13 protein-coding genes are annotated in these 11972 nt (G+C 71.3%); 4 read left to right on the plus strand and 9 right to left on the minus strand.

Going from position 1 to position 11972, the window contains the following annotated elements; genetic code table 11:
* Positions 1-122: 122 nt before the first annotated feature.
* Positions 123-1574 (minus strand): alkaline phosphatase PhoX, encoded by a 1452-nt coding sequence (locus tag ACWC5O_RS18890; RefSeq protein WP_450588493.1) that lies wholly within the window; start codon positions 1572-1574, stop codon positions 123-125.
* Positions 1575-1860: 286 nt separating this feature from the next.
* A complete protein-coding gene (locus ACWC5O_RS18895) occupies positions 1861-3288 on the minus strand; it encodes a hypothetical protein (protein ID WP_450588495.1) in 1428 nt (475 codons plus the stop codon).
* A gap of 264 nt (positions 3289-3552) precedes the next feature.
* On the opposite strand from ACWC5O_RS18895, the gene ACWC5O_RS18900 reads away from it, so the two are divergent.
* Positions 3553-5379 (plus strand): endonuclease/exonuclease/phosphatase family protein, encoded by a 1827-nt coding sequence (locus ACWC5O_RS18900; RefSeq protein WP_450588497.1) that lies wholly within the window; start codon positions 3553-3555, stop codon positions 5377-5379.
* 18 nt (positions 5380-5397) lie between these two features.
* On the opposite strand, the gene ACWC5O_RS18905 is transcribed toward ACWC5O_RS18900, so the two are convergent.
* The 5 genes from ACWC5O_RS18905 to ACWC5O_RS18925 all read right to left on the minus strand — a co-directional run bounded on the left by ACWC5O_RS18905 (position 5398) and on the right by ACWC5O_RS18925 (position 8071).
* Positions 5398-6135 (minus strand): SRPBCC family protein, encoded by a 738-nt coding sequence (locus ACWC5O_RS18905; RefSeq protein WP_450588499.1) that lies wholly within the window; start codon positions 6133-6135, stop codon positions 5398-5400.
* 17 nt (positions 6136-6152) lie between these two features.
* A complete protein-coding gene (locus ACWC5O_RS18910; RefSeq protein WP_450588501.1) occupies positions 6153-6761 on the minus strand; it encodes an ArsR/SmtB family transcription factor in 609 nt (202 codons plus the stop codon).
* Between the two features lie 96 nt (positions 6762-6857).
* Positions 6858-7148, minus strand: coding sequence for a DUF3618 domain-containing protein (locus ACWC5O_RS18915; RefSeq protein ID WP_450588502.1), 291 nt, complete (start codon positions 7146-7148; stop codon positions 6858-6860).
* An 87-nt stretch (positions 7149-7235) separates the two neighbouring features.
* On the minus strand, positions 7236-7934 hold the full coding sequence (locus ACWC5O_RS18920) for a hypothetical protein (protein ID WP_450588504.1): 699 nt from the start codon (positions 7932-7934) through the stop codon (positions 7236-7238).
* A complete protein-coding gene (locus tag ACWC5O_RS18925; protein ID WP_179851743.1) occupies positions 7931-8071 on the minus strand; it encodes a hypothetical protein in 141 nt (46 codons plus the stop codon). The genes ACWC5O_RS18920 and ACWC5O_RS18925 overlap by 4 nt, the downstream gene beginning before the upstream one ends.
* Positions 8072-8245: 174 nt before the next feature.
* Here ACWC5O_RS18925 and dapA point away from each other — a divergent pair, with 174 nt between their 5' ends.
* Entirely contained in the window at positions 8246-9142 is an 897-nt protein-coding gene (gene dapA, locus ACWC5O_RS18930) for a 4-hydroxy-tetrahydrodipicolinate synthase (RefSeq protein ID WP_450588506.1), read from the plus strand.
* On the opposite strand, the gene ACWC5O_RS18935 is transcribed toward dapA, so the two are convergent.
* Together ACWC5O_RS18935 and ACWC5O_RS18940 are read right to left on the minus strand one after the other, a co-directional pair.
* Entirely contained in the window at positions 9129-10337 is a 1209-nt protein-coding gene (locus tag ACWC5O_RS18935; protein ID WP_450588508.1) for a WD40 repeat domain-containing protein, read from the minus strand. The two genes, dapA and ACWC5O_RS18935, sit on opposite strands and share 14 nt — an antisense overlap.
* Positions 10334-10891, minus strand: coding sequence for a SigE family RNA polymerase sigma factor (locus tag ACWC5O_RS18940; RefSeq protein WP_390856376.1), 558 nt, complete (start codon positions 10889-10891; stop codon positions 10334-10336). The genes ACWC5O_RS18935 and ACWC5O_RS18940 overlap by 4 nt, the downstream gene beginning before the upstream one ends.
* Before the next feature lie 138 nt (positions 10892-11029).
* On the opposite strand from ACWC5O_RS18940, the gene ACWC5O_RS18945 reads away from it, so the two are divergent.
* Both ACWC5O_RS18945 and ACWC5O_RS18950 read left to right on the plus strand, forming a co-directional pair.
* Positions 11030-11539, plus strand: a complete 510-nt coding sequence (locus ACWC5O_RS18945) for a hypothetical protein (RefSeq protein ID WP_450588511.1) — start codon at positions 11030-11032, stop codon at positions 11537-11539.
* A gap of 136 nt (positions 11540-11675) precedes the next feature.
* Positions 11676-11906: a response regulator transcription factor gene (locus ACWC5O_RS18950; RefSeq protein ID WP_393481827.1), complete on the plus strand. Its 231-nt coding sequence runs from the start codon at positions 11676-11678 to the stop codon at positions 11904-11906.
* Positions 11907-11972 lie beyond the last annotated feature (66 nt).

Below are 11972 nucleotides of genomic sequence, written 5' to 3' on the forward strand. Positions count from 1 at the left end.
GGACTCGAACCCGCGGCCTCCCCATTAAGAGTGGAAGTAGGTCCTGCCTGTCGCACCTGGACGAGGATCACTCTAGGAGGGGAGCCGCGGGGCGAGCGAGCGAATTAATCACCGCGCGGACGTCAGTCGCACTTCTGCCGCTTCCAGGGGCCGGTGATGGCGAGCATGATGCCGGGCTCCTGGATGTTGGCGAACAGGGTGCGGCCGTCGGGCGAGAAGGTGACGCCGGTGAACTCGCTGTACTCGGGCTTGTCCGCGGTGCCGATGTTCAGCTCGTTGCGGGCGATCGGGTAGGTGCGGCCGCTGTCGGTGGCGCCGAACAGGTGCTGGACGCCCTCGCCGTCCTCGGCGATGACGAGGCCGCCGTACGGGGAGACGGTGATGTTGTCCGGGCCGTCGAAGTTGCCGTTGTCGGCGGACGGGTCCGGGTTGACGCCGAGGAGGACCTTGAGGGTCAGGGTGCGGCGCTTGGGGTCGTAGAACCAGACGGCGCCGTCGTGCTGGACGGGGCTCTCGGTGCGGGCGTAGGAGGAGACGATGTAGGCGCCGCCGTCGCCCCACCACATGCCCTCGAGCTTGCGGGCACGGGTGACCTGGCCGTCGGTGAACTGCTTGCGGACGGAGGTCGTCTTCGCGTCGCGGTCCGGGACGTCCACCCAGTCGACGCCGTAGACGGTGCCGATCTTCGTGGCACGGGAGAGGTCGTCGATGAACTTGCCGCCGGAGTCGAAGCACTTGAAGGCCTGCAGGACGCCCGCGTCGTCCGCGAGGGTGCGCAGCTTGCCGCGGCCGTGGCGGTAGCCCTCCGGCGGGGTCCAGCGGTAGAGCAGGCCGTTGGGGCCGGCCGCGTCCTCGGTGAGGTACAGGTGGCCGCGCTTGGGGTCGACGACGACGGCCTCGTGGGCGTAGCGGCCGAGCGCCTTGACGGGCTTGGGGTCGCGGTTGGCCCGGCGGTCCTCCGGGTCGACCTCGAAGACGTAGCCGTGGTCCTTGGTCATGCCGTTCTGGCCGGCCTTGTCCTCGGTCTCCTCACAGGTCAGCCAGGTGCCCCACGGGGTGTTGCCGCCCGCGCAGTTGGTGGAGGTACCGGCGATGCCGACCCACTCGGCGACGTGGTCGCGGCGCACCTCGACCACCGTGCAGCCTCCGGAGGCGGCGGGGTCGTAGACGAGGCCCTCCGCCAGCGGGACCGGGTACTTCCAGCCGGACCGCGGGCCCTTCAGCTCGTGGTTGTTGACCAGGAGGGTGGCGCCGCGGGGGCCGTCGAAGGTGGAGGTGCCGTCGTGGTTGGACGGGGTGAACTCGCCCGACTCCAGCCTGGTCCTGCCGCTGTAGGTGATGACCCGGTACGTGAAGCCCTCGGGCAGGGCGAGGATGCCGTCCGGGTCGGGGATCAGCGGGCCGTAGCCGACGCCGTGGTGTCCGTGCGCCGGCTCGCCGTCCACGGTCTCGATGTCGTCCGTGGCGGCGAGGGCGTTCGGGGCGGTGGCGAGGGCGCCGACGCTGCCCGCCAGGGCGACTCCGGCACCGGTGATCGCGGATTTTCTGGCGAAGTCCCTGCGGCTGAGCGACATGGTGTCTCCTGTGACGGTGGGCGTGCCGGGTGGAGGGTGGCGGCCTCGTTGCGGCGCTCACGCTCCCGCCGCCTTTTGAACGGCGGTTGAACACCGGGCTACTTCGGAGACCCCTGTTCCATGAATCCGCATGCACAGACCCATGGCCACCCAAAACACCGGCCATGTTCTTCCCCGGCGTCACCAGCGCTTTTCCGCCGTCACAGCGGTCGGCCACGCCATCGCCGTCGCCATCGCCGTCAGGCGGTGCCGAACCGTCCGCGATGGGCGAGAGCGCTCAAGCCGCTCAACCCCCTTGTGCCGAGCGCGCCTTGAAGGCTGCCTTCCGTGCCTCCTTCGCCACCTTCTTGTCCGGGTGCAGCCGGCCCATCGCCTCCAGCACGTCCGCGGTGGCGGGGTGCTCCACCCGCCAGGCCGCCGCGAAGAACCCGCTGTGCTGCTCGGCCAGCCCCTCCACCAGCGCCCGCAGTTCCTCGGAGTTCCCCTCGGCCTGGAGCTGCGCGGCCACCGTGTCGACGGTCAGCCAGAACACCAGCTCCTGCGAGGGCGCGGGCACGTCGGGGGCGCCGCGCTCGCTCAGCCACACCCGGGCGAGTCCGCCCAGCTCGGGATCGTCCAGCACCTCGCGCAGCGCGGCCTCGGCCTCCAGGCCGACGAGGGACAGCGCCTGCTGGCAGCGCAGCCTGCGCAACGGCGCCCCGGCGTCGGCACCCCGCGCCGCGGCCAGCAACTCCCGTGCCGCGGCGAGCGGTTCCCGCCGGGCCAGCCACTGCTCGGTCTCGGCCTGGGCGGCGGACTGCCCGAAGTGGGCGGTGCCGTCGAGCAGCACGTCCGCGCCCTTGTCGGCGAGTTCACCGACCGCGGGCGCCTCGAACCCGGCCTCCAGCAGCCGCGCCCGCAGGCCGTAGGCGCCGAGCGGGGTCAGCCGGACCATGCCGTAGCGGGAGACGTCGTCGTCGTCCACCGGGGCCGCGGGCTCTTCCTCCCCGTCGGCCATCAGTGCCTCGTCCACCGGCTGGAACTCCACCAGCCCGACCGGCTCCAGCATCCGGAACTGGTCGTCGAGGCGCATCATCGCGTCGGAGACCTGTTCCAGGACGTCGTTGGTGGGCTCGCCCATGCCGCTCGGGACGATCATCGAGGCGGCGAGGGCGGGCAGCGGCACCGGAGCGTCGCCGGAGCCGTCCTCACTGACGGTCAGCAGGTAGAGGTTGCCGAGGACGCCGTCGAGGAACTCCGCCTCGGCCTCCGGGTCCCAGTCGAGTGACGAGAAATCGACCTCGCCGCCCTCGTCCAACGCGTCGACCAGACCGTCCAGGTCGGGCACGCTCGCGTCCGCGACGACGGTCTCCAGGGCGGCGAGCCAGACGGTGAGCACGTCGTGCGGTGAGCCGCCGGTGAGCAGCGTCAGCTCTTCCCCGGCCGCCACGGTGCCGGCTTCCTCGTCGGTGATCTCGACCAGTCCGGTGTCCACGGCGACCCGCCAGGCCTCACTGGCGTACGCGGCGGCGTCGTCCCCGCTCAGTCCGAGCAGTTCGGCGGCGGCCGGAAGCTGTTCCTCCACCAGTCCGCCGCCGGCGTCCACGCGGGTGTCGGGTCCGGCCCAGCGGGCGAGGCGGGCGGCGCGGGAGAGCAACGGCGTGGACAGCGCGGCGCGCGCCAGCTCCGCTTCGGGGTGCAGCCGTACGGGCGGCAGGGGGGAGCTGTCTGACATCGGCTGGTTCTCCTCGGGCCGTGAAAGGACTCAGCCGCTCAGCCTAGACGGATTTCCACCCATGCCGCCCGGTTCATCTCCCGGCCAGCGCCCGTACATGGCCGAAACCTTGACAACTCCCGGGCGCAGGCAGGAGATTGACGCGCGTAGAAGTTGGGGGGACAACTGTTCACTCTGCTCTATGCGTGTCACACAGGGCTACCCGCCCGCACGCTTCCGTCACCACCTCGTCCCGGCGCTCACGTACGCCCCCGGAGGGATCCCTTGCCGAGCAGGTCTTCCGCGCGCCTCGCCGCGCTCACCGTCGCCGCCGTCTGTTCCGCCGCGTCGGCCGTCGTCCTCACCTCGCCCGCGCACGCCGACTCGGTGCGCATCCACGACGTCCAGGGCACGACCCGGATATCGCCGTTCGCGGGCCAGAAGGTCACGGACGTGCCCGGCATCGTCACGGCCACGCGCACCTACGGCTCCTCCAGAGGCTTCTGGATCCAGGACCCGACCCCGGACGACGACCCGGCCACCAGTGAGGGCGTGTTCGTCTTCACCAGCTCCACGCCGAAGGTCGCCGTCGGTGACTCGGTCACGGTGACCGGCACGGTCTCCGAGTACGTCCCGGGCGGCGCCTCCTCCGGCAACCAGTCCGTGACGGAGATCACCAAGCCGACGGTCACCACGGTTTCCACGGGCAACGCGGTCCCGGCGCCGGCCGTGATCGACGAGGACTCGGTGCCGGACGCGTACGCCCCCCAGGGCGACACCGCCGCCGCCGGCTCGGTCAACGGCCTGACCCTCGACCCGTCGGCGTACGCCCTGGACTACTACGAGTCCCTGGAGGGCATGAACGTCCAGGTCGAGGACACCCGCGTGGTCACCGCCACCAACCCTTACAGCGAGCTGTGGGTCACGGTGAAGCCGTGGGAGCACCGCAACCGCCGTGGCGGCACGGTCTACGGCTCCTACGGCTCACAGAACACCGGCCGGCTGCAGATCGAGTCGCTGGGCTCCACCGCCGACTTCCCGAAGGCGAACGTCGGCGACACCCTGGAGGGCGCCACCACCGGCCCGCTGGACTTCAACCAGTACGGCGGCTACACCCTGGTCGCGAGCAAGCTCGGCACGCTGGAGAGCGGCGGCCTGGAGCGGGAGACCACGCAGAAGCAGTCGAGCCGCGAGCTGGCCGTGGCGACTTACAACGTCGAGAACCTCGACCCGTCGGACGCCACCTTCGACAAGCACGCCGCCGCGATCGTGAACAACCTGCAGTCGCCCGACATCGTGTCCCTGGAGGAGATCCAGGACAACAACGGCGCCAAGGACGACGGCACGGTCGACGCGAGCGGGACCGTGAACAAGCTGATCGACGCGATCGTCGCGGCGGGCGGCCCGAAGTACGACTGGCGCTCGATCAACCCGGTCAACGACCAGGACGGCGGCGAGCCCGGCGGCAACATCCGCCAGGTGTTCCTGTTCAACCCCGAGCGGGTGTCCTTCGTGGACCGCGCGGGCGGCGACTCCACCACCGCCGTCGGCGTCACCAAGGCGAACGGCAAGGCGCAGCTGACGGTCTCGCCGGGCCGGATCGACCCGGACAACGCGGCCTGGAAGAGCAGCCGCAAGCCGCTGGCCGGCGAGTTCGTCTTCCGCGGCAAGACCGTGTTCGTGATCGCCAACCACCTCAACTCCAAGGGCGGCGACCAGGGTCTGACCTCGCAGTACCAGCCGCCGGTGCGCAGCTCGGAGATCCAGCGCCACGCGCAGGCGACCGTGGTGAACGCGTTCGTCAAGGACATCCTGTCCGTGCAGAAGAACGCGAACGTCATCGCGCTCGGCGACATGAACGACTTCGAGTTCTCCGAGACCGCGAAGATCCTCGAGGGCGACGGCGAGCTGTGGTCGGCGATCAAGTCGCTGCCGAAGAGCGAGCGTTACACCTACGACTACCAGGGCAACCAGCAGGTCCTGGACCAGATCCTGGTCAGCCCGGCGATCCGGCGCGGCTGCGACTTCGAGTACGACAGCGTGCACGTCAACTCGGAGTTCAACGACCAGATCTCCGACCACGACCCGCAGGTACTGCGGTTCCGCCCGTAACCCGGCGCTCCGGGGACCTCAGGACCGGCCGAACACGCCGTTCAGCCAGTCCTGCCAGGCGGTCTCGTTCGCCTCGGCGTCGGCGTCCGGCGCGAAGTCGTGGACGCTGATGCCGAGCGGCGCGCCCCAGTGACCGCGTCCGAAGAAGCGGATGAGGGCACTGCCGGTGCGCAGCCCGATGAAGTACGGGTTGCGGTAGTCGAGTACGGCGTCCAGGGTCTGCCCGCCGGGCCCCTGGACGCCGACCTTCGTGCCCGCGGCCGTGTCGTCCGCCAGGCCGAGCGCACGGCCGACGGCGGCGAGCGCCCGCGGGGACTGCGAGGCCGCGGGCCCCTGCAGCTGGGCGAAGGCGACCGGGCGGGGCGCGAAGTGCGTGAGGTACTCGCACAGGGTGTGCAGGTAGAAGTTGGTGTGCTTGCTGGCGCCGTCGTACTGGTTGTTCCAGTCGTCGGTGAAGATGCCGCTGTGCACGTAACGCACCCAGGCGCGGCGGCCCTCGTCGCGGGGCTCGATCGTGTAGTCGAGCTGGTTGAGCGACTGGACCGGGAAGCCGACGTCCTCGCTGCGGTTGGTGTAGCGGTGGGGAGGATCCCAGGCGGTGACGGTGGACCCGAAGGGTCCGCTGCCGCCCACCCGGGGCTCGGGCGGGTCCATCGGCCACAGGTAGCCACCGGTTCCGGTGGTGATCGCCTCCCACACCTTCTCGGGCGGGACGTCGACCTCGAACTCGCGGACGATCTCGAATTCCTTGGACATGGTGGGGCTCCTGCTGGTTACCGATCCGGTTCGGGGGTGGGCTGGTCCTTGACCGTGGGGTGGAGGGCGACGACGATCCGGTGGTCGCGGCCGCCCTCGGCACCGGGGGCGTCGTACTTGCGGATCAGGGCGCTCACGCCCGCCGTCAGCTCCTGCACGAAGGCCGCGCGGTCGGCGGCGGAGGCGAAGCGGACCTCGCCGTCCAGGGCGTAGGTCGCCAGCCGTTTGCGGGCCCTTTCGGCGCCGGTGATCAGCGCGCCGACGTCCCGCACCAGGCGGGCACCGAGCGCCAGCAGCCAGCGCGCGGAGAGCTGGTCACGGAAGCGCTCCGGGTCCGGCTGCACGGGGGCGAGCGCGGTGGGCGAGATGACGTACGACGCCGCGGTCGCGCGCATCAGCCGCTCGGTGACATTGCCCTTGCGGCGCTCCCCGGCCAGCTCGACCAGGCCGTGCCGCTCCAGCGCCTTGAGGTGGTAGTTCACCTTCTGCCGGGGCAGTCCGACCTTGCCGGCCAGCATCGCGGCCGACGCGGGTCCGGCGGCCAGCTCGGCGAGCAGCCTGGCCCGTACGGGGTCGAGCGATACGGCCGCCGTCTCGGGGTCCTCGATCACGGTCACGTCCAGCATGCGTCCACCCTCGCACCGAAAACTTTTTTTGTCCAGACGGAGGAAGTTTTCGGTGGAGGGTGTGCGGAGCCCTTGTGCCGCCGGGCCGGCGTGCGGTCAGTGGTGCCGGCGGCGCAGCACGCCCGCCGTGGCCAGGGCGGCCCCCGCCGCGCCCGCGATCAGTACGGGCCCCGGGTGTGCGGCGGCGCTCGAGCGCAGCTGGACGGTCATGGCGCCGGCCTTGTCCCTGAGGTCGGCGGCCCGGGTGGACGCCCGGCCCTTCACATCGGCCTTGCCCTTCCACTGGGCGGCGGTGTGGCCGAGCCGGCTGCGCGCCTGCTCGAACTGGTGCCGCAGCTCGTCGGGGCCCTTGGCGCCCGAGCCGTGCGGGATCATCCTGTGCTTCATCGGTGTGTCCTTTCCCTGATCACATCGCCGGCAGGGTGTTCCGCCTCCTCTCCCCGCGGAACATCCGGGTACCCCCACCGAAGACCGTCAGTCGTGCTCCGCTCCCCCGGCCCCGCGTTCGCCGAGCCGTGCGAGTTGGGTCTGGAACCAGTCGAGCCGGGCCTGCAACAGGGCGGCCTCCGCGACGAGTTCGGGCACCCCCAGCTCGCCGTCGGCCGTCAGCCCGGCGTTCGGAGCCGGCGTACCGGCACCACCCGCCCTCACCCGCAGACCCTCCCCGGCCAGCCGGGCGAATCCGGCGAGCGAGACGGACGTACGGCCCCGTGCACAGCCCGCGCACGTGGGGGCGAGGCCCCGCCAGCCGGGCCTGCCCCAGTCGTCGTCGGCGGCGAGCGCGACCGCGGTGGCGCCGCAGGCGCAGGGACCGACGGTCGCCGTGCGCACCCGCTGGCGGGCGTAGCGGAAGCCGCGCTCGAAGCGGATGTAGACGCCGAGCACGGAGACTTCGAGCAGGACCGCGGCCCGGTGTTCCGCCGCGCACAGCAGGGCCTCGGCGGCCGCGCGGTCGTGCACGCAGTGAAAGCCGCAGTCGCACCGGCGCGCGGGCGCGCGGTGTCTGCGCCCGTAGACGCACGAGGCGTCGTCGAGCACGCCGTACGGCAGCGCGCTGCCCAGTGACACGCCGGTGAACCCGGCCCGGGTGCCGTCCTGGGACAGCACCGGGCGGGCGATCTTGTATCCGGTCGGCGGCTCCGTCGGGCGTTCGGCCGGGAGCCGCAGCCTCATCGGGCCGCCGGCACCTCTTCGCGGGCCGGCTCGGCCGGTGCGCTGAGGGTGGTCTCCTCGGGGAGCTGCGGCTCCTCCTCGTGGACGAGCGGCCGCTCTTCGGCGACCCCGGTGGCCAGTGCCTTGCCGAGCTTCATGGTGCCTCCCATGACCGACATCGATGACCGTCCCGGCCCATGGTGACGCATGAAGGACCGAATTGCCCATAGGACCTTCGGTCGCCCACCCTCTCAACACATCAGGGATGCTTAGCAATACCTCTCAGAAAAATTAAGTAGAGCTTCACCGTTGCCCCTGCCGAGACTACTCCCATGACGAATCGACGCCGGCCCTTCGGCCGCACGCTCTGCGCGATGATCACCCCGTTCACCGAGACGGGCACGCTCGACGTGGAGGGGGCGCGGCGGCTGGCCGGCCGGCTGGTGGCCCAGGGCTGCGACGGCCTGGTGCTGAACGGCACCACGGGCGAGTCGCCGACCACCACGGACGCGGAGAAGGCGGAGCTGATCGCGGCCGTGCGGGAGACGGTCGGCGTCGGCGTCTCGCTGGTCGCGGGCGTCGGCACCGCCGACACCCGGCACACGATCGAGCTGGCCCTCGCCGCCGAGAAGGCGGGCGCCGACGGGGTGCTGGTGGTGACGCCGTACTACAGCAGGCCGCCGCAGGAGGCGCTGGAGGCGCACTTCCGCCAGGTCGCCGACGCGAGCGGGCTGCCGGTGATGCTGTACGACATCCCGGGCCGCACGGGCACCCGGATCGAGCCGGAGACGATGATCCGCCTCGCCGGGCACCCGCGGATCGTGGCGGTCAAGGACTGCTCCTACGACTTCCTGGGCGCCCAGAAGGTGCTGGCGCACACGGATCTGGCGTACTACGCAGGCTGCGACGAGCACGTCCTCGCGCTGTACGCGGTGGGTGCGGCCGGGTGCGTGAGCACGGTCGCCAACGCCGTGCCGGGCCACATCGCGGCCATCCTGAACGCGTTCGACGCGGGTGACACGGCCCGCGCGACGGAACTCCAGCTGCGGGTCACGCCGTTGATCGAGGCGATGATGGGCGCGGGCCTGCCCGGCACGGTCACCGCCAAGGCGCTCCTCGGTGAACTCGGCCTGCCCGCGGGGCCGGTGCGGGCACCGCTGCTGCCCGTCGGCCGGGAGACGGCCGACGGGCTGCTGGCGCGGTACGAGGAGCTGGTCAGCGGGTCGTGAACAGCGGTTCCCAGCGGCCGCCGCCATCCTTCGGCGAGCGGAAGCCGCTGATCGGCTGCACCTTGTCGCTGCCGATGGTGACGAGGACCAGCCGCTGGTGGAACTCGTTGCCGTCACCGCCGATGCCCCAGGCGATCAGCCGCTTGCCGTCGGCCCAGGCCAGCAGCTGCTGTCCGGGCACCGTGGTGATGAACTTGCCGGTGACGGCGTCTCCGATGGCGGAGGCGATCACCTTGCCGTGCCCGGCGAAGTCGCCCGCCGCGTACTTCCCGTCGGGCGAGAGGCCGGCCTCGACGTAGGGCCGCAGGTTCTTCTCCACAGCGGGCGTCTGCACGTCCGTACCGTCGAGAGCGTGGTACTTGCGGCCCGGGTTCTCGCTCAGGGGTTCCCAGAGGTACTTCCCGTCGTGACTGAACTCCAGATCCGCGCGTGCATTGCCGTCCAGCCCATACTTGTCCTTCCAGAAGGGCAGCTTGTGCCACTGCCCCGCGCCCGAGGCGACGTCGATCAGGGTGAACCCGGTCCGGCTGGGCACCCCCTGCGGCTCCATCTTGGAGTTGACCTCGACCTTGGCGCTCCAGAAGGCACGGTCGGGGTTCTTGGCGTACGTGGTGACGGCCAGCTTGCTCCCGTCCGGCGAGAAGACGGCCCCGCCGGCGCCCTGCGGCACCGGGATCCACCGCTTGACCTCGCCGCTGGCCAGGTCGAGCAGCCCCACCCGGGTGGCGGGCAGCTCCCGCTCCAGTACGGCGGCCGTGCGCGCGCCCGGCGCGACGGTCACGAAGGACCAGCGGTCGTCCTTCTTGTAGGTGCCGGTCCCGGGATCCAGCAGCCGGTAGGTCCGGGTGTAGATCCAGTCCTTGTCGGCCAGCTTCACGGTCTTCGGCGTGCTGTACCCGGCCATGAGGGTGTCCCCGGCGCCGATCAGATCGCGCGGCGGCGACTGGTCGGGGTGGGCCACGACCCGGCCGTCAAAGACGCCGGCGGGTCGTACGTCCCGGCCGCCGTCGTCGAGCAGGGGCACGCCCACGGCGACGGCGACCACGGCAGCGGCGGACGCGGCGACCACGGCGATCCGGCGGGAACGACGCCTGCGGCGCAGCACGAACACCCGGTCGGCGAGGTTCGCGGCCGCGGGCTGCGTCTGTCCCGCCATCTCCTTCAGGGAGTCGCGTACCAGTTCCTCGACGTTCACGGACGCACCTCCACGGGCGAGAAGTCACGGGACGGCCGCTGGTCGTTGCCGTCCGGGCCGAGCGCGGCCAGCTCGGGCGCGAGGGTGCGCAGCCGAGCCAGGGAGCGGTGGGTGGTGGACCGTACGGTGCCGACGGAGCAGCCGAGCAGCCGGGCCACGTCGGCCTCGGGCAGGTCCTCGAAGTAGCGCAGCACCAGCACGGTGCGCTGGCGCGCGGTGAGCCGGGACAGGGCGGTGCGCAGCACGAGGCGCAGCTCGGCGGTGCCGGAGGCGTCCGGGGCCGCGGCGGCCTCCGGCAGCTCGGCGACCGTGACCTCACGGCGCCGCCACTTCAGCCGCCAGCGGCTGACCTGCTGCCGGTAGAGGATCCGCCGGACATAGGCCTCCGGCTCGTCGATCCGCTGCCACCGCCCGGCCGCCTTGACCAGCGCGTTCTGCAGCAGATCCTCGGCCGCGTGCTGGTCCCCGCCACTGAGCAGGACGGCCGTCTTCAGCAGCGCCGAGGACCTGCCGGCCACGAACTGTCGAAAACTCTCCTGCGCTTGGGCATCCATCGTCACCTTCTCTTCCCCCGGGCCGACCTGCTGTCCGAGCCCTGTACCCCATGTGACGTGCGGGGCGACCCGCCGCTATGCCTGCCCGCCACAGAAAATTCAGAAGATCACCCGGATCCGCCCCCGTACGGTGCCTCCATGACCCGCCCCCTGCTGTTCCTGGACGTCGACGGCCCCCTCAACCCGTACGCGGCCAGGCCGGAACGCCGCCCCGAGGGTTACACGACGATCAGGGCGTCCCTGCACCCGGGCCGCCCCCTGCGGGTCTGGCTGAACCCGTCCCACGGCCCGGCACTGCAGTCGCTCGGCTACGACCTGTGCTGGGCGACGACCTGGATGGCGGAGGCCAACCGCTGGATCGCGCCGGTCGTCGGCCTGCCCGAGCTGCCGTACGTCGACTTCGGCGCCGACCTGTTCGCCGAGCGGCCGGGCGGGGAGCACTGGAAGACGGCGGCGATCGTGGCGTACGCGGCGGGGCGCCCCTTCGCCTGGGTGGACGACGAGCAGAGTCCGGCAGACACCGCCTACACCGCGGCGCACCACCCCGGACCTGCGCTGTTGCACCATGTCGATCCGCAGCTCGGGCTGCGTGAGGAGGACTTCACGGCGCTGGCAAACGCTCTGGGCGGGCTCGTGACACGGCTGTGACAGTCGGCGGACACGGCCATGACGTCACCATCTCAAACTCGAAGAAAGAGGGCGAAAAGCCGGTATTCGGACATTTGCCCACTGCTTCCGAGGATGCGAGCAGCGACGACCGAGTCGACCCGCCGAAGGAATTCCCATGAGCCTCACTCTCACCACGACCATCGCCGAAGCCCCCGCCCCCGAGCTGGCTCCGCGTGAGCGGGAGACCCTGGGGCACATCGCGGCCGGCCGCACCTACCTGCAGACCGCCCGCCACATGGGACTCTCCAAGCACACGGTCGACGCCTACCTGCGCCGCATCCGGGCCAAGCTCAACATCAACAGCACGGCCGAGCTGACCCGGCTGGCCATCTCGCTGGGTCTGTGACGGACACACACGAACAGCAACGGCGGCCGCACCTGCGGCCGCCGTTGATCATTCTTGTCGCCTGCG

It is taken from the genome of Streptomyces sp. NPDC001450, assembly GCF_053597295.1.